Raw genomic sequence first — 16,380 nt, 5'->3', positions numbered from 1 at the left:
GGCCGCGCGCTCCGTTGCGCTACCGACAAGCCCCGCGCCCGGGGGCAAGAACGAACTCGGGCATCCGGCGCCTTACCGGCCTTTCACTGAATCACGCGACAACCTGTTTTTGACCCTCTGGAGAGAGAATCATGAACTTCCGCACCTCCCGGCAAGGCGGTGGGCTGAAAAGCCTGCTCGTGGCCGGCGCAATTGGCTTGACCGCATTGTCGTCCCCCGCCCTCTGTGCCACGCCGGTCAAGGGAGGCACGATTTCCGTCGCCACCATCGGCGAGCCGCCCACGCTGGACCCGATGAGCAGCACCGCCGACCTGGTCGGCATCCTGACGCAGCACTTCTTCGAAACGCTGTACACCTTCGACGCCAAGTGGAACCTGACGCCGCTGCTGGCCGACAAGATGCCCGAGGTGACGCCGGACGGCCTGGTCTACACCATCGCGCTGCGCCAGGGCATCACCTTCCATGACGGCTCCAAGATGGATTCGTCGGACGTGCTGGCCTCGCTCAAGCGCTGGACCGAGACCGCCACGCGCGGCAAGATGGCCGCCAAGGTCATCGCCAACATCGAGGCGCCCGACGCCAACACCATCCGCATCACGCTCAAGCAGCCCTACGCCCCCTTGACCGCGCTGCTGGCCATGAACAACGCCGCCGCCGTGATCATGCCCAAGGGCAAGATCGCCCCGGTGCTGACCGAGATCGTCGGCACCGGCCCCTACCAGCTCAAGGCGCGCGTGCCGGACCAGTACATCCAACTGACCCGCTTCGAGGGCTACAAGCAGCGCGAAGGCGAACCCGACGGCTACGGCGGCGCCCGCAAGCAATACCTGGACGAGATCCGCTTCGTGCCGGTCGCCAACGCCAACACCCGTTCCGAAGCCGCCGCCGCGGGCCAGTTCGACTACGTCGACTCGCTGCCGGTGGAAGCGCTGGACAAGCTCAAGGGCGGCCGTTCCGACCCGGTCATGCTCAAGCCCTTCGGCTGGCCGCGCCTGGTGCTCAATACCAAGCAGGGCATCATGTCCAACCTGGCCGTGCGCCAGGCGGTGCAACTGGCGCTGAACGAAGAAGACATGCTGTTCGCCGCCTTCGGCAACAAGGACTTCTACAAACTCAACGGCGATCTGTATCCGGAAGGCTACCCGTGGGCCACGTCGCTGGGCGGCAAGGTCTACAACAAGGGCGACGCCGCCGCGGCCAAGAAGCTGCTGGACAGCGCCAACGTGGCCGACAAGAAGATCCGCATCCTGACCAGCCAGCAGTACGAGTTCCACTACAAGATGGCGCTGGTGGCGGCGGAATACCTCAAGGCCGCCGGCTTCACGGTGGACATGCAGGTGGTCGACTGGGCCACGCTGACGCAGCGCCGCCAGGATCCGGCCGTGTGGGACATCTTCATCACCCACAGCGTGTTCCTGCCGGAACCCGCGCTGATCGACTTCCCGTCCAAGGACGCGCCGGGCTGGTGGGACACGCCGCGCCGCGCGCAGGTGATGGATGCCTTCAACCAGGCCCGCACCCAGGAAGAACGCGTCAAGCGCTGGGCCGACGTGCAGCAGGCCGTGTATGACGAAGTGCCGTTCGTGAAGGTCGGCGACTTCAACGCCCAGGCGGCCCGTTCGCCGTCGCTGCAAGGCGTCAAGCCGGCGCCGTGGCCGTTCTTCTGGAACGCCTGGAAAGCGCAGAAGTAAACCAGGCCGCGGGGCGGTCCGCTCAGGGCCCGCCCCGCCTGAACCACAGCGCCGGCATCGGCGCGCCGATCCTTAGGATGCCACTGTGTTGCGTTATCTCTTGAACCGGCTGGTCGGGCTGGTGGCCGTGATGTTCATCGTCGCGACCATCGTGTTCGTCATCATCCGCGTCACGCCCGGCAACCCCGCCGCCGTGATGCTCGGGCCCCAGGCCAGCCAGGCCGACATCGCCGCGCTCGAACACCAGCTGGGCCTGGACCAGCCCCTGCCGGTGCAGTACGTCTCCTGGCTGGGCAAGCTGGTCCAGGGCGACCTGGGCCAATCCATCTTCATGAACAAGCCGGTGCTGGCGGCGCTGGCCGACCGCGCCGAACCGACCCTGCTGCTGACGCTGATGTCGCTGTGCATCGCCACGCTGATCGCATTGCCGGTGGGCATCCTGTCGGCGGTCAAGCGCGGCACCACGCTGGACCAGTCGGTGCTGTCGTTCTCGATGTTCACCTCCAGCGTGCCGAGCTTCTGGCTGGGCCTGCTGCTGATGCAGGTGTTCTCGGTCAAGCTGGGCTGGCTGCCGGTGTCGGGCTATGGCGGGCCGGACGCCTCGTTCGCCACGCGCGTGTCGCACCTGATACTGCCGGCGGTGGTGCTGGGACTGGTGAACTCGGCGCTGATCACCCGCTTCATCCGCGCCAGCATGCTGGACGTGCTGCGTGACGACTACGTGCGCACCGCCCGCGCCAAGGGCCTGCCGGAAAGCCGCGTGATCCTCAAGCACGCCGTGCGCAATGCGTTGATCCCGATCCTGACGGTGCTGGGCCTGACCACGGCCCTGCTGATCAGCGGCGCCGTGGTCACCGAGACCGTGTTCGGCCTGCCCGGCGTGGGCAGCCTGGTGGTGTCGGCCGTGCTGCGCCGCGACTATCCCGTCATTCAGGGCGCGCTGCTGATCATCGCGGCCATCTACGTGCTCATCAACCTGTTCATCGATCTGCTGTACCTGCTGGTCGATCCGCGCGTCCGTTATTGATGATGAATTGCGAACGAAACGACCGAAATGACTAATCCGACTACCGTTAACGCCGGCACGGACCGCTGGCAGGTGCTGCGCCTGCTGGTGGCCCGCAAGACCGTGCTCATCAGCCTGATCGTGCTGATCGTGCTGGTGGCCGCGGCGCTGCTGGCGCCGTGGGTCAGCCCCTACGACCCGTTCAAGCTGTCCATCATGAACCGCCTCAAGGCGCCCGGCGCCGTGCACTGGTTCGGCACCGACGACTTCGGTCGCGACGTGTTCAGCCGCGTCATCTACGGCGGCCGCCTGTCGCTGATGGTGGGCTTTTCGGTGGTGATCGTGTCCAGCGTGCTGGGCATCGCGCTGGGCCTGATCGCCGGCTTCTTCCGCTCGGCCGACAAGTTCGTGTCGCGCCTGATCGACGCGATGATGGCGTTTCCCGACATCCTGCTGGCGATCTCGCTGGTGGCCGCGCTGGGACCGTCGCTGGTGAACGTGGTGATCGCGCTGGGCATCGTCTACACGCCGCGCCTGGCCCGCATCGTGCGCGCCTCGACCCTGGTAATCCGCGAACTGCCGTTCGTCGAGGCCGCCCGCGCGCTGGGCGTGTCGACCTGGCGCATCGTCACGGTGCACGTGCTGCGCAACCTGCTGTCGCCCATTCTGGTGCAAGGCACCTTCATCTTCGCCTACGCGATCCTGGCCGAAGCCGGCCTGTCGTTCCTGGGCGTGGGCGTCTCGCCCGACATCCCCACCTGGGGCACCATGATCAACGCCGGCCAGCAGTACATGGGCTCGGCCGACTGGATCATGATCTTCCCCGGCATCGCCATCGTCCTGTCGGTGCTGTCGCTGCAACTGGTCGGCGACGGCCTGCGCGACGTGCTCGACCCGCGCCTGCGCAAGGAGCTGTAATCATGACCGCAAGCACCCGAGACATCGTGCTGTCGGTGGAAGGCCTGAAGACCTGGTTCCACAGCCGCGACGGCGTCGCCAAATCGGTGGACGGCGTCACCTTCGACCTGGCCCGCGGCGAAACGCTGGCCATCGTCGGCGAATCCGGCTCCGGCAAGTCCGTCACCAGCCTGTCCATCATGGGCCTGCTGCCCAAGCCGGCCGGCCGCATCGAAGCGGGCAAGATCCGCTTTCGCGACCGCCGCGGCCAGGAACACGACCTGGCCCACGCCTCGCCGGCCACCCTGCGGCGCATCCGCGGCGCCGAGATCGCCATGATCTTCCAGGAGCCGATGACCAGCCTGAACCCGCTGTACACGGTGGGCGACCAGATCGCCGAAGCCGTGCTGCAGCACGAGGGCGGATCGCGCGCGGCGGCCATGAAGCGCGCCCGCGACATGCTCGACCGCGTCGAGATCCCGGCGGCCGACCGGCGCGTCAACGAGTATCCGCACCAGATGTCCGGCGGCATGCGCCAACGCGTCATGATCGCCCTGGCGCTGGCCTGCAACCCCGCCGTGCTGATCGCCGACGAACCCACCACCGCGCTGGACGTGACGGTGCAGGCCCAGATCCTGGACCTGCTGCGCCGGCTGCAGGCCGAGATGAACATGAGCATTCTGTTCATCACCCACAACCTCGGTGTGGTGGCCGAGATCGCGCATCGCGTGGCGGTGATGTACGCCGGCCGCGTGGTCGAGGACGCCGGCGTCTACGACCTGTTCGAAAAGCCCACCCATCCGTACACGCGAGGCCTGCTGTCCTGTCTGCCGACCGCCGCGCTGCTGGCCTCGGGCGAGCGCCTGCGCGCCATCCCGGGCAACGTGCCGAGCGTGCTGTCGCTGCCGGCCGGCTGCACTTTCGCGCCGCGCTGCGCGCTGGCCGACGACAACTGCCGGCGCGACGTGCCCGAACTGGTGCCGGTGCAGGCCCAGCACCACGCCCGCTGCATCAAGGTGACCCCGCTATGACCGCAAGCCCCCAACCCGCGCGCGCCGCCGAACCGCTGGTGCGCATCGAAGACCTGAAGGTCCACTTCCCCACCTCGCAGGCGCGCAACGCGCCGGTGGTGCGGGCGGTGGACGGCGTCAGCTTCGACGTGCCGCGCAACACCATCGTCGGCCTGGTGGGCGAGTCCGGCTCGGGCAAGACCACCACCGGCCGCGCCCTGCTGCGCCTGTTCGCGCCCACCGCCGGCCGCCTGCTGTTCGACGGCCAGGACATCACCAAACTGTCCGAGAAAGAAATGCTGCCGTGGCGCCGCCGCATGCAGATCGTGTTCCAGGACCCCTACGCCAGCCTCAACCCGCGCATGACCGTGGCCGAGATCCTGGGCGAGGCGCTCGACACCCATAAGTTGGCGCAGCATCGCCGCGAGGCCCGCATCGGCGAACTGCTCGAACGCGTCGGCCTGAACGCCGATCACCGCCGCCGCTATCCGCACGAATTCTCCGGCGGCCAGCGCCAGCGCATCGGCATCGCCCGCGCCCTGGCGGTGGAGCCCGACTTCATCGTGGCCGACGAACCAGTCTCGGCGCTGGACGTGTCGGTGCAGGCGCAGGTGCTGAACCTGCTGCAGGACCTGCAGCGCGACCTGGGCCTGACCATGCTGTTCGTGGCGCACGACCTGGCCGTGGTCGACTACCTGTGCGACGAGGTGGTGGTGATGTACCTGGGCCGCGTCATGGAACGCGGCCCGACCAGCGAGGTCTACGCGCGGCCGCGCCATCCCTATACCCGCGCCCTGCTGTCGGCCGCGCCGGTGCCGGATCCGCGCGCGCCGCGTTCGCGTATCCTGCTCAAGGGCGACATCCCGAGCCCGGTCAACCCGCCTTCCGGCTGTGTCTTCCGCACCCGCTGCCCGCACGCCATCGACGCCTGCGCCACGATCGAAGCGCGCGACGTCAGCGTCGGGCCAGGCCACTTCGCGGCCTGTTCGCGCCTCGGCGATCCCGAACTGGCCGCGTAAGGGCCGCGCCCGCCATGCCCCAGGAACACCACATGAACATCATCCGCGACATCGTCTTCCAGATCCGCAGCCGCCGGGACGACCTGAGCGTGACCGAGCGCAAGGTCGCCGACGCCATCCTGGACAACATCATCTGGAGCGCCAGCGCCACCGTGGACCAGTTGGCGGCCAAGGCCGGCGTCAGCATCGCCACCATCTCGCGCTTTGCCCGCACCGTGGGCTGCGACGACACCCGCGACCTGAAGATGAAACTGGCGCAGGCCAGCACCGTGGGCAGCCGCTTCCTGGACCAGAGCACGCCGGCCGAGGAAAGCACGTTCTACGCGCGCATCTACGCCGACATCGAAAGCACGCTGCGCGCGCACCTGCCGACCTTCACCGAACCGCTGTTCGAGGCTGCCGCCGGCATCGTCGACGGCGCCCGCATGATCTACGTGTTCGGCGTCGGCGGGGCATCGGCCGTGCTGGCGCAGGAAGTGCAGTCGCGCCTGGTGCGCCTGGGCTACCCGATCGCGGTCTACAGCGACGCCGTGCTGCTGCGCATGGTGGCCGCCACGCTCGACGAGCGCGACGCCGTGGTGATCCTGTCGGCCTCCGGCCTGACGCCGGAAATCGTTGGCGCCGCGCGCATCGTCAAGCAGTACCGCGCCCGCATCGTCGCGGTCACCGACGCCACCTCGGAACTGGCCAAGCTGGCCGACGTAGTGCTGCCGATCCGCACCGACGAAACCGACTTCATCTACAAGCCCTCGGCCTCGCGCTACGCCATGATGCTGGCGATCGACCTGCTGTCGACCGAGCTGGCCATGCTGAACCAAGAAGAGAACCGCGAACGCCTGCGCCGCATCAAGCTGGCGCTGGACGAGCACCGCGGCGGCCCCAACCGGCTGCCGCTGGGCGATTGAAACTGGAACCCAAGATGTACGACACCCTCATCGGCAACGTCCGCGTGCTCGACGGCTCGGGCGGCGCCGAATACACCGCCGACGTGGCGCTGGCCCATGGCCGCATCGCCGCCATCGGCAACCTGTCCGGCCAGTCGGCGGGTCGGATCATCAACGGCGCCGGCCTGGCGCTCGCGCCCGGCTTCATCGACGTCCATACCCACGACGACACCAACGTCATCCGCACCCCCGGCATGTTGCCCAAGCTGTCTCAGGGCGTGACCACCGTGGTGGTGGGCAACTGCGGCATCAGCGCCTCGCCGGTCTCGCTGCGTGGCGAGCCGCCCGACCCGATGAACCTGCTGGGCCAGCGCGACGACTTCGCCTACCCGACCTTCGCCGACTACACCCGCGCCATCGAAGCCGCGCAGCCCGCCGTGAACGTCGCCGCGCTGGTCGGCCACACGGCCCTGCGCAACAACCACATGGACCGCCTCGACCGCAGCGCCACGCGCGACGAGGTGATGGCCATGCGCGATCAATTACGCGAAGCGCTGGCCCACGGCGCCATCGGCCTGAGCACCGGCCTGGCCTACGGCTCGGCGATCGAGGCCGACACCGCCGAGGTCAAGCTGCTGGCCGAGGTCCTGGACGAATTCGGCGCGCTCTACACCACCCACCTGCGCTCGGAATTCGCCGCCATCCTGGAAGCCATGCAGGAAGCCTTCGACATCGCCCTGCACGCCCGCGTGCCGGTGGTGGTGTCGCACCTGAAATGCGCCGGCGCCGGCAACTGGGGCCGCACCAAGGAAGTGCTGTTCAAGCTGGAGAACGCCGGCCGCATGCAGCACGTGGGCTGCGACTGCTATCCGTATTCGGCCAGCTCGTCCACGCTCGACCTCAAGCAGGTCACCGACGAATTCGACATCGACATCACCTGGTCGGTGCCGCACCCCGAGCAGGCCCGCCGCAAACTGTCCGCCATCGCCGCCGACTGGAACGTGACGCTGCTGGAGGCGGCGAAGCGCCTGCAACCGGCCGGCGCCGTCTACCACAACATGCACGAGGACGACGTGCGCCGCGTGCTGTCGAACCGGCTCACCATGGTCGGCTCCGACGGCCTGCCCAACGACCCCATGCCGCATCCGCGCCTGTGGGGCGCCTTCCCGCGCGTGCTGGGCCACTACAGCCGCGACGTCGGCCTGTTCCCGCTGGCCGAAGCCGTGCATAAGATGACCGGCCTGTCCGCCGCCCGCTTCGGCCTGGCCGAACGCGGACTGGTGCGCGAAGGCTTCCACGCCGACCTGGTGCTGTTCGACCCCGCCACCATCATCGACCGCGCCACCTTCGCCGCCCCCGTCCAGACCGCCGCCGGCATCGAGGCCGTCTGGGTCAACGGCGTCCTGTCCTACCGCCAAGGCCAGCCCACCGGCGACCGCGCCGGCCGTTGGCTGCCCCGCAACGGCGACCTGCGCGCCAGCTTCGCCGCCTCAACCCCCGCCCTTCAGGAGCCCTGACATGAGCAGCACCACCCCCACCCCCGACAACAACGGCATCACCCGCTACGGCGTCGCCGGCGGCACCGGCCAAGGCGGCTCCCACATGCCCTTCGCCCGCGCCGTCGCCGCCGACGGCTGGCTCTACGTCTCGGGCCAGGTCCCGATGGAAAACGGCGAAGTCATCGAAGGCGGCACCGTCGCCCAGTCGCACAAGGCCATCCAGCAGGTCCTCGCCATCCTCAAGGAAGCCGGCTACGGCCCCGAACACGTCGTGCGCTGCGGCGTCTGGCTCGACGACGCCCGCGACTTCCCCTCGTTCAACAAGGTCTTCAAGGAATACTTCGGCAACAATCCCCCCGCCCGCGCCTGCGTGCAGTCGCCGCTGATGGTGGATGCGAAAGTAGAAATTGATTGTGTGGCGTACAAACGCCCCCACGCCGCGCTCACTGCGTGAGCTAGCTGCCTCCCAAGGGGGCTGCCCGGCCTTCGGACGGCCGGGCGCGCCTCCTGGCCCAAGCCATCCGCTGCGCGCTTCAGGTACACCGCCCACCCCGCGCCGCAAGCGCGCAGCGACCCACATCACGACGCAAGACACCACGTATGAAAAAAACGGCCGCCCGCGCGGCCGTTTTTTGCGGGCAACGCAAACCTCCCCCATGCCCCCAGGGTCCAGCAGCGCGTCATTTCTCGAAACCGGTAGCCCGGCGCGGGGCGCGCAGGCGGTGAGCGCGCCGTCGATGCGCCCGCGGGAATCTGAAGGCAGTCGCCGCAGGCGACAACGAAGATGACAAAGGGGAAGTCCGGAGCGAACGCTCCGGACCGCAATCGTTGGCGCGCTCACCGCCTGCGCGCCCCGTGACGGGCGGCCTACAAAGCAAGCACCGCCCAACTTCAACTACATCTTGACCACATCCACGCCCTTGGGCGCCACAAACCGAAACTCCCCCTCCCCAAGCTTGGGATTGGGAACGATCCCGGAAAGATCCACCCGCGTCGTCTGCCCGAACGAATCCAGCAGCTCAACCCGCACCGGCAGATTGTCCTTCATCCCGATATCGACCCGGGAGAACCCCGCGTCCGCCGTGCGCGGCTTCGCCCGCAGCCAGTCGACCCCATCCTTGGAAGGCAGCGCCGACACATCGAACGACTGCTCCAGCGACCCCGACCCGAACAGGATCGCCGCCGGCGACGTCCCGATGGCGGCATCCACCTTGCGCTCGGTCACCTGCGCCAGGTCCGGATCGAACTGGAACACCTGCTTGCCGTCGGAAATCACCAATTGCTCATAGGGCTTCTGCACCGCCCACTTGAACTTGCCCGGCCGCTGGAACGAAAACACCCCCGTCTGCGCCGGCTGCGTGCGCCCTTGCGTGCTGACGGTGTATTGGGAAAACGTCCCCGTGGCCGCCGTCACCGTGCTCACGAACGCGCGCAACTGTTCCTGCGCCGTGGCGGCCACGGCCGCAGTCGGCGCCAACGCCGGGGCCATGCACAGGGCCAGGCCGGCGGCCAGGCCACGAAACGTCTTCATCATGCTTCCTCTCGAGCGGCGGCGGGCACCAGGATCTCCCGGTTGCCATTGGACTGCATCGCCGACACGATACCCGATTGCTCCATCTGTTCCAGTAACCGCGCCGCACGGTTGTAACCAATGCGCAGATGGCGCTGCACCAGCGAGATCGAGGCGCGGCGATGCTTGAGCACCACCTCGCAGGCCTGGTCGTACATCGGGTCCGACTCGGCGTCGCCGCCGATGCCGGTGACGCTGCTGGCGCCTTCGCCGCCGTCGCCGTCCAGCCCGCCTTCCAGCAGACCCTCGACATAGTTCGGCTCGCCCTGCGCCTTCAGGCTTTCGACCACGCGGTGCACTTCATCGTCACTGACGAAGGCGCCGTGCACGCGCACCGGCAGACCGGTGCCCGGCGGCATGTAGAGCATGTCGCCCTGGCCCAGCAGAGTCTCCGCGCCCATCTGGTCGAGAATGGTGCGCGAGTCGATCTTGGACGACACCTGGAACGCGATGCGGGTCGGGATGTTGGCCTTGATCAGGCCGGTGATGACGTCGACGCTGGGACGCTGCGTCGCCAGGATCAGGTGGATGCCGGCCGCGCGCGCCTTCTGCGCCAGGCGGGCGATGAGTTCTTCGATCTTCTTGCCCACCACCATCATCAGGTCGGCCAACTCGTCGATGACCACCACGATGGTGGGCAGCGGCGACAGCGGCTCCGGCTGGTCGGGCGTCAGCGAGAAAGGATTCGGGATCGGCTCCTCGCGCTTGATGGCGTCGCGGATCTTGGTGTTGTAGCCGGCCAGGTTGCGCACGCCCATCTTGCTCATCAGGCGGTAGCGCTTTTCCATCTCGCCCACGCACCAGTTCAGCGCGTTGGCGGCATGGCGCATGTCCGTGACCACCGGCGCCAGCAAATGCGGAATGCCTTCGTAGACGCTCATTTCGAGCATCTTCGGGTCGATCAGGATCAGGCGGGTATGCGAGGCGTCGGCCTTGTACAGCAGCGACAGGATCATGGCGTTGATCCCGACCGACTTGCCCGACCCGGTGGTGCCCGCCACCAACAGGTGCGGCATCTTGGCCAGGTCGGCCACCACCGGATTGCCGGCGATGTCCTTGCCCAGCGCCATGGTCACGACCGAATGGCTGGCGTGGTAGGTCTGCGACCCCAGGATCTCGGACAGCTTGACCACCTGGCGGCGCGGGTTGGGCAGCTCCAGGCCCATCAGGTTCTTGCCCGGAATGGTTTCCACCACCCGGATGCTGACCAGGCTGAGCGCGCGCGCCAGGTCTTTGGCCAGGTTGACGATCTGGCTGCCCTTGACGCCGGTGGCCGGCTCGATTTCGTAACGCGTGATGACCGGACCGGCCTGCGCCGCCACCACGGTGACGGACACGCCGAAGTCGGCCAGCTTCTTTTCGATCAGGCGCGAGGTGAATTCGATGGTCTCGGCCGACACGGTTTCCTGGTTGGCCAGCGGCGGATCCAGCAGGCTGATGGCCGGCAGGTCGCCCTCGCCGCCCGGCGGCGGCGCGAAGAACAGCGACTGCTGCTTTTCCTTTTCGACGCGTTCGGACTTGGGCACCACCGTGATCGCCGGCTCGATGCGCACCGGCTGCTCGTGCACCAGCTTTTCCTGCTTGGCCACCACCTGCTCGGTGCGCACGGCCTTGGCCACCTCGCCGACCTTGCGGTCTTCGCGCGCGGCGTAGGAATTGCGCACCCGGCGCACCAGGCCTTCGATCCAGGTGCCGACGCGCTCGGCCACGGTCAGCCACGAGAACGAGAAGAACAGGCTCAGGCCGATCGCCAGCATCACCAGGAAGGCCAGGGTGCTGCCGGTGAAGCCGATGCTGCGGCTCATCAGGTCGGCCAGGGTATGGCCGATGACGCCACCGGCGCCGCTGGCGCTTTCCGAGGCGCCCGGCAGATGCGTGCCGCGGCTGGCTAGGCGCAGGGCTTCCATGCCCAGCGAGCCGACCAGCAGCAGGAAGAAACCGATGCCCTCTTCCCAGTGGACCCGAGGCAACACCTCAGGCTGCTTACCATTGGTAACACGAAGATGACTGGCCAGGCGGCGGTAACCTGCCCGCACGCGGTGCAGCAGCAGGATCACCCACCACCAGGCGGAAAAACCGAACAGATAAAGCAGGATGTCCGCCAGGTAGGCGCCCAGGGTCCCGCCCTTGTTGTGGATGACGCCGGCGGGGACGGAATGGGACCAGCCCGGGTCGGCGGCGCTCCAGGTGGCCAGCACCAGGGTGAGCCAGGCCGCCAGGGCGGCGAAGAGGATCCAGCGGGCTTCGCGCAGCAACGCGGAGATACGCGTCTGCAGCGGCGAGGGCCCGTTGCGGGTGTTGCGCGAAGCGCGCGGAGAAGCAGTCGAGATACGCGGCATGCGGCTCATTATAATTGGGCGTTAACCTAAAGATACCCGCCCATGTCCACGCCTACGCACGCTAAAGTTTTGATACTCGGATCCGGCCCCGCCGGTTACACGGCGGCCGTCTATGCGGCACGCGCCAATCTGAGCCCTGTCCTTGTTACAGGTTTGGCCCAAGGCGGCCAGCTGATGACCACCACGGACGTCGACAACTGGCCGGCCGACGCCGAAGGCGTGCAAGGTCCGGACCTGATGCAGCGCTTCCAGAAGCACGCTGAGCGCTTCAACACCGAAATGCTGTTCGACCACATCGCCAAGGTCGACCTGTCCAAGCGACCGTTCACCCTGACCGGCGACACCGGCAAGGTCTACACCTGCGACGCCCTGATCATCGCCACCGGCGCCTCGGCCAAGTACCTGGGCCTGCCTTCCGAGGAGTCCTTCATGGGCCGCGGCGTGTCCGGCTGCGCCACCTGCGACGGCTTCTTCTACCGCAACCAGGACGTGGTCGTGGTCGGCGGCGGCAACACCGCCGTCGAAGAAGCCCTGTACCTGTCCAACATCTGCCGCAAGGTCACCCTGATCCACCGCCGCGACAAGTTCCGCGCCGAACCGATCCTGGTCGACAAGCTGATGAGCAAGGTCGAGAACGGCAACATGGAACTGAAGCTGTTCCACACGCTGGAAGAAGTGCTGGGCGACGACAGCGGCGTCACCGGCGTGCGCGTGCGCCACGTCGACACCGGCGCCACCGAAGACCTGAAAGCCACCGGCGCCTTCATCGCCATCGGCCACCAGCCCAACACCGGGATCTTCGAGGGCCAGCTCGAAATGAAGGACGGCTACATCGTCACCAAGAGCGGCCTGTCCGGCATGGCCACCATGACCTCGGTGCCGGGCGTGTTCGCCGCCGGCGACGTGCAGGACCACGTCTATCGCCAGGCCATCACCAGCGCCGGCACGGGCTGCATGGCCGCCCTGGACGCACAACGGTGGCTGGAGAATGCGGGGCAATAAGGTCGGCGCGGCCGACCTGAAACGCCTCAAGAAAGACCTGCAGGCCGAGCAGGAGCGCGCCGCCCTCGCCCAGCGCGTGGCGGCGCTGAAGAAAGCCGCGCCGGCGCCCGGCGCGGACACCGATCCGGCCGACGACATGGCCGCGTTCCGGCGCACCATGCAGTCGGTCAAGCCCATCAAGCAGGTCGCGCGCGCCGAACACAAGCCGGCGCCGCAACCGGCCCCGGCCCTGCGCCGCGCCAACGCGCTGGGCGAAACCGCCACGCGAGCCGACGCCGGCGTTTCGGATGGCGGCGAAATCACGCACCTGCTGTCCGAAGGCGGCACCGCCTTCGTGCGCGGCGACGCCGCCCCCGACACCGCGCGCAACCTGCGCCGCGGCCAGTGGCGCGCCGGCGCCGAACTCGACCTGCACGGCCTGCGCGTGGAACAGGCGCGCCACGCCATGCTGTCGTTCCTGGACGAGTGCCAGGAACACGGCATCCGCTGCGTGCGCATCGTGCATGGCAAGGGCTATGGCTCGCAGGGCCTGGAACCGGTGCTGAAAGACAAGGCCCGCACCTGGCTGGTGCAGAAGAACGAGGTGCTGGCGTTTTCCGAGGCGCCCGAGCGCGAAGGCGGCGCGGGCGCCCTGCTGGTGCTGCTGCGGCAATCGGAAGGGCCGCGCAAATGAAGTGGCTCTACCTGGGCATCGCCATCGTCGCCGAGATCTTCGCCACCAGCGCCCTGAAAAGCTCCGAGGGTTTTTCGCGCCTGGTGCCGTCGGTGGTGACGGTGTTCGGCTACATGATCTCGTTCTACTTCCTGTCGCTGACGCTGCGCGAGGTGCCGGTCGGCATCGCCTACGCCATCTGGTCGGGCGTGGGCATCGTGCTCATCTCCCTGATCGGCGCGCTATTCTTCAAGCAGCACCTGGACACCCCGGCGCTGGTCGGCATCGGCCTAATCATCGCCGGCGTGGTGGTCATGAACGTCTTCTCGAAGTCCGTGTCGCACTGAGCCGTTCCGGGCGCGAGCCCTGATCCGGCCCGCTCCCGGCATATATCCGAACCACCCGGCGCCTGCCTTCGTTTCAGACCGTGCCGTTCTCCGTTGGCGGCTTCGGCGCGCCCGGATGACGCAGGTAATCCACCAACGCCAACGTGGCGCGGTCCGGCGGCGGCGTCAGCAGCGACACCACGATGATCGTCAGGAATGCCACCGGCGCGCCGAACACGCCGGCCGCGATCGGCTGGATGCCCCACCACAGGTCCACCGGCTGGGTCCGCGAAATCCCCAGCACCCACTCGCGCAGCCACGGATGCGTATGCGTCATGTAGGCAAAGGTCACCAGCAGCCCCGCCGCCATGCCGAGCGTGGCGCCCCATTTGTTGGCGCGGCGCCAGAACACGCCCATCACCAGCGCCGGAAAGAACGACGAGGCCGCGAACGAGAACGCCGCCGACACCATGAACAGGATGTCGGCCGGCTTGCGCGCCGCCACCCAGGCCGCGCCGAACGCCACCACCAGCAGCAGGATCTTGGACACCATCACCCGCCGCGCCGCCGACATGCGCGGCGACACCATCCGGTACCACATGTCGTGCGACAGCGAATTGGACAGGGTCAGCAGCAGGCCATCGGCGGTGGACAGCGCCGCCGCCAGGCCGCCGGCCGCCACCAGCCCCGAGATCACATAGGGCAGCCCGCCGATCTCGGGCATCGCCAGCACCACCACGTCCGCGCCCATGCTGATTTCGCTGAGCTGGACCACGCCGTCACGATTGATGTCGGTGACGTCCAGCAGGTTGCTGTCGACCGCGCTCCAGGCATGCACCCAATTCGGCAGGCTGAGGAAATTCGACCCCACCACCTGCGTGTAGACCTCGTACTTGACCAGCAGCGCCAACGCCGGCGCCATGAAATACAGCAGCAGGATGAACAGCAGCGACCAGCACACCGAACGCCGCGCTTCCACCACCGACGAGGTGGTATATGAGCGCATCAGGATGTGCGGCATCCCCGCGGTGCCCAGCATCAGGCACAGCACCAGCGCCAGGAAATTGATGCGCATGTTGCGGCGCTCGTCCGGATCGCTGGACGGGAACGGTTCCGCATGCGGGGTAGGCGGCGCGGCGCGGGCCTCGAAAGTAGCCTTGGCCTGCGACCAGGCGATGCGCGCCTCTTCCACCGTCGGCGGAAATGCCGCCAGCTCGCGTTCGACCGAGCGGATCTCGACCATGGGCGCATCGCTGGCATTGAGCTGGGCCAGGCGACTGCGCAGCTTGTCCTTTTCCAGCGCCCAGGACTCGGGCAGGTCATGGACCCGTTGCGCCATCTCGTCGGCGCGCTCCTGCCACAGGCGGCGCGCCTCGATTTCGGCGGGGTCGTTGCGCAGGTAGACCTCTTTTTCCGTCACTTCCTGCAGCACCACACCGGCCGACAACTGCGGCACCGGCATGTCGGTGTGCTTGATCGACAGCCACACCACCGGCACCAGGTAGGCGATGACCAGAATGATGTACTGCCCCACCTGGGTCCAGGTGACGGCGCGCATGCCGCCCAGGAACGAACAGACCAGCATGCCGCCCAGCGCCACGAAAATGCCCAGTTCGAACGAGATGCCGGTCATGCGCGTGGTGATGATGCCCACGCCGTAGATCTGCGCCACCAGATAGGTGAACGAACAGAGGATGGCGCAGGCCACGCCCGCCAGCCGCGGCAGGTTGCCGCCATAGCGCGCGCCCATGAAGTCGGGAATGGTGTATTGGCCGAAGCGGCGCAGGTACGGCGCCAGCAGCATCGCCACCAGCACATAGCCGCCGGTCCATCCCATGATGTAGGCCAGGCCGCCGTAGCCCGTCAGGTAGAGCGTGCCGGCGACCCCGATGAACGAAGCCACCGACATCCAGTCGGCCGCAGTCGCCATGCCGTTGTAGATGGCCGGCACGCGCCGGCCGGCGACGTAGTATTCCACCTGATCCGAGGTGCGGCAGACGATGCCGATGCCGGCATACAGGCTCACGGTCACCAGCAGGAAGACGTAGCCGATCCAGTTGCGCGGCAGGCCCAGGATCTCGGCCAGCGCCATCAGCAGGATCATCAGCGCGAAGCCGGCCGTATACAGCACGTAGATGCGGCGCAGCCGGATCCTGAATTGCTGCGGGGTGTCTCCGCCGAACGGCATCAGCGGCTCTCCTTGGCCTCTTCCCCGCGTTGGTCGGCGCGGTTCATGATCCGGGCGTAGATGCAGATGATGATGAGGTACGCCAAGGGGGCGCCGTAGGCCGCCATCCAGAACGAAAATGGCCAGCCGATGAAATCGAACGACAGGCCTCGGGCAAAGTAGGAGGGGATGAACGTCAGCGCTGCCCAGACGAGCGCCAGCAGCGCGATCAGGCGCACATTGCGACGCCAATAGCGGGACGGGGTGGGTTCGGGGGAAACGCGGGATTCCGGCATAGCTGGCGTGAGCGAAACCTGA

The 16,380-nt window shown here is 67.6% G+C and carries 15 protein-coding genes; 11 read left to right on the top strand and 4 right to left on the bottom strand.

Features of this window, described 5'->3' with window-relative positions; translation table 11 throughout:
• The first annotated feature begins 131 nt into the window (after positions 1–131).
• From ACUTAG_RS21295 to ACUTAG_RS21260, 8 genes are all read left to right on the top strand, one after another.
• Positions 132–1,691, top strand: coding sequence for an ABC transporter substrate-binding protein (locus tag ACUTAG_RS21295; protein ID WP_006389090.1), 1,560 nt, complete (start codon positions 132–134; stop codon positions 1,689–1,691).
• Positions 1,692–1,776: 85 nt separating this feature from the next.
• A complete protein-coding gene (locus tag ACUTAG_RS21290) occupies positions 1,777–2,718 on the top strand; it encodes an ABC transporter permease (protein ID WP_148316333.1) in 942 nt (313 codons plus the stop codon).
• Between the two features lie 27 nt (positions 2,719–2,745).
• Positions 2,746–3,615, top strand: a complete 870-nt coding sequence (locus ACUTAG_RS21285) for an ABC transporter permease (RefSeq protein ID WP_006389088.1) — start codon at positions 2,746–2,748, stop codon at positions 3,613–3,615.
• Between the two features lie 2 nt (positions 3,616–3,617).
• Positions 3,618–4,625: an ABC transporter ATP-binding protein gene (locus tag ACUTAG_RS21280; protein WP_020924881.1), complete on the top strand. Its 1,008-nt coding sequence runs from the start codon at positions 3,618–3,620 to the stop codon at positions 4,623–4,625.
• A complete protein-coding gene (locus ACUTAG_RS21275; RefSeq protein WP_006389086.1) occupies positions 4,622–5,623 on the top strand; it encodes an ABC transporter ATP-binding protein in 1,002 nt (333 codons plus the stop codon). The genes ACUTAG_RS21280 and ACUTAG_RS21275 overlap by 4 nt, the downstream gene beginning before the upstream one ends.
• A 32-nt stretch (positions 5,624–5,655) precedes the next feature.
• Positions 5,656–6,528 carry a MurR/RpiR family transcriptional regulator gene (locus ACUTAG_RS21270; RefSeq protein ID WP_006389085.1) on the top strand — a complete coding sequence of 291 codons (873 nt, stop codon included), beginning with the start codon at positions 5,656–5,658 and terminating at the stop codon, positions 6,526–6,528.
• 14 nt (positions 6,529–6,542) lie between these two features.
• Entirely contained in the window at positions 6,543–8,024 is a 1,482-nt protein-coding gene (locus tag ACUTAG_RS21265; protein ID WP_020924883.1) for an N-acyl-D-amino-acid deacylase family protein, read from the top strand.
• Position 8,025: 1 nt separating this feature from the next.
• Positions 8,026–8,460 carry a RidA family protein gene (locus ACUTAG_RS21260; protein ID WP_006389083.1) on the top strand — a complete coding sequence of 145 codons (435 nt, stop codon included), beginning with the start codon at positions 8,026–8,028 and terminating at the stop codon, positions 8,458–8,460.
• Positions 8,461–8,901: 441 nt separating this feature from the next.
• Here ACUTAG_RS21260 and lolA read toward each other — a convergent pair whose 3' ends face one another.
• Together lolA and ACUTAG_RS21250 are read right to left on the bottom strand one after the other, a co-directional pair.
• Positions 8,902–9,537 (bottom strand): outer membrane lipoprotein chaperone LolA, encoded by a 636-nt coding sequence (gene lolA / locus ACUTAG_RS21255; RefSeq protein ID WP_024067998.1) that lies wholly within the window; start codon positions 9,535–9,537, stop codon positions 8,902–8,904.
• Positions 9,537–11,915: a DNA translocase FtsK gene (locus tag ACUTAG_RS21250; protein WP_006389081.1), complete on the bottom strand. Its 2,379-nt coding sequence runs from the start codon at positions 11,913–11,915 to the stop codon at positions 9,537–9,539. Before ACUTAG_RS21250 ends, lolA begins: the two co-directional genes overlap by 1 nt.
• A gap of 42 nt (positions 11,916–11,957) precedes the next feature.
• Between ACUTAG_RS21250 and trxB the strand changes: the two genes are divergently transcribed.
• Genes trxB through ACUTAG_RS21235 form a run of 3 tightly spaced genes read left to right on the top strand, consistent with a single transcriptional unit; the run spans position 11,958 to position 13,916 of the window.
• Positions 11,958–12,917 (top strand): thioredoxin-disulfide reductase, encoded by a 960-nt coding sequence (gene trxB, locus ACUTAG_RS21245; protein WP_006389080.1) that lies wholly within the window; start codon positions 11,958–11,960, stop codon positions 12,915–12,917.
• Positions 12,904–13,590, top strand: a complete 687-nt coding sequence (locus tag ACUTAG_RS21240) for a Smr/MutS family protein (protein WP_006389079.1) — start codon at positions 12,904–12,906, stop codon at positions 13,588–13,590. Before trxB ends, ACUTAG_RS21240 begins: the two co-directional genes overlap by 14 nt.
• A complete protein-coding gene (locus ACUTAG_RS21235) occupies positions 13,587–13,916 on the top strand; it encodes a DMT family transporter (RefSeq protein ID WP_026382315.1) in 330 nt (109 codons plus the stop codon). The genes ACUTAG_RS21240 and ACUTAG_RS21235 overlap by 4 nt, the downstream gene beginning before the upstream one ends.
• Positions 13,917–13,989: 73 nt before the next feature.
• Here the strand turns inward: ACUTAG_RS21235 and ACUTAG_RS21230 are convergent, their stop codons facing one another.
• Together ACUTAG_RS21230 and ACUTAG_RS21225 are read right to left on the bottom strand one after the other, a co-directional pair.
• Positions 13,990–16,083 (bottom strand): sodium:solute symporter family protein, encoded by a 2,094-nt coding sequence (locus ACUTAG_RS21230; protein ID WP_058665132.1) that lies wholly within the window; start codon positions 16,081–16,083, stop codon positions 13,990–13,992.
• Complete coding sequence (locus tag ACUTAG_RS21225; RefSeq protein WP_026382317.1) at positions 16,083–16,358, bottom strand: DUF4212 domain-containing protein; 276 nt, start codon at positions 16,356–16,358, stop codon at positions 16,083–16,085. The genes ACUTAG_RS21230 and ACUTAG_RS21225 overlap by 1 nt, the downstream gene beginning before the upstream one ends.
• Between the last annotated feature and the right edge of the window lie 22 nt (positions 16,359–16,380).

It is taken from the genome of Achromobacter sp. CSND-B12, from assembly GCF_052906545.1.
The sequence above is the reverse complement of the archived record's forward strand: the minus strand, read 5'-3'. Positions and strand labels throughout refer to the sequence as shown.

What these genes read in the sequence shown, in the direction of transcription:
- ACUTAG_RS21280 (WP_020924881.1), top strand. Translation starts at nt 3,618, where the DNA reads ATGACCGCAAGCACCCGAGACATCGTGCTGTCGGTGGAAGGCCTGAAG.
- ACUTAG_RS21285 (WP_006389088.1), top strand. Translation starts at nt 2,746, where the DNA reads ATGACTAATCCGACTACCGTTAACGCCGGCACGGACCGCTGGCAGGTG.
- ACUTAG_RS21235 (WP_026382315.1), top strand. Translation starts at nt 13,587, where the DNA reads ATGAAGTGGCTCTACCTGGGCATCGCCATCGTCGCCGAGATCTTCGCC.
- trxB (WP_006389080.1), top strand. Translation starts at nt 11,958, where the DNA reads ATGTCCACGCCTACGCACGCTAAAGTTTTGATACTCGGATCCGGCCCC.
- ACUTAG_RS21295 (WP_006389090.1), top strand. Translation starts at nt 132, where the DNA reads ATGAACTTCCGCACCTCCCGGCAAGGCGGTGGGCTGAAAAGCCTGCTC.
- ACUTAG_RS21270 (WP_006389085.1), top strand. Translation starts at nt 5,656, where the DNA reads ATGAACATCATCCGCGACATCGTCTTCCAGATCCGCAGCCGCCGGGAC.
- ACUTAG_RS21230 (WP_058665132.1), bottom strand. Translation starts at nt 16,083, where the DNA reads ATGCCGTTCGGCGGAGACACCCCGCAGCAATTCAGGATCCGGCTGCGC.
- ACUTAG_RS21225 (WP_026382317.1), bottom strand. Translation starts at nt 16,358, where the DNA reads ATGCCGGAATCCCGCGTTTCCCCCGAACCCACCCCGTCCCGCTATTGG.
- ACUTAG_RS21275 (WP_006389086.1), top strand. Translation starts at nt 4,622, where the DNA reads ATGACCGCAAGCCCCCAACCCGCGCGCGCCGCCGAACCGCTGGTGCGC.
- ACUTAG_RS21250 (WP_006389081.1), bottom strand. Translation starts at nt 11,915, where the DNA reads ATGCCGCGTATCTCGACTGCTTCTCCGCGCGCTTCGCGCAACACCCGC.
- ACUTAG_RS21240 (WP_006389079.1), top strand. Translation starts at nt 12,904, where the DNA reads ATGCGGGGCAATAAGGTCGGCGCGGCCGACCTGAAACGCCTCAAGAAA.
- lolA (WP_024067998.1), bottom strand. Translation starts at nt 9,537, where the DNA reads ATGAAGACGTTTCGTGGCCTGGCCGCCGGCCTGGCCCTGTGCATGGCC.
- ACUTAG_RS21265 (WP_020924883.1), top strand. Translation starts at nt 6,543, where the DNA reads ATGTACGACACCCTCATCGGCAACGTCCGCGTGCTCGACGGCTCGGGC.
- ACUTAG_RS21260 (WP_006389083.1), top strand. Translation starts at nt 8,026, where the DNA reads ATGAGCAGCACCACCCCCACCCCCGACAACAACGGCATCACCCGCTAC.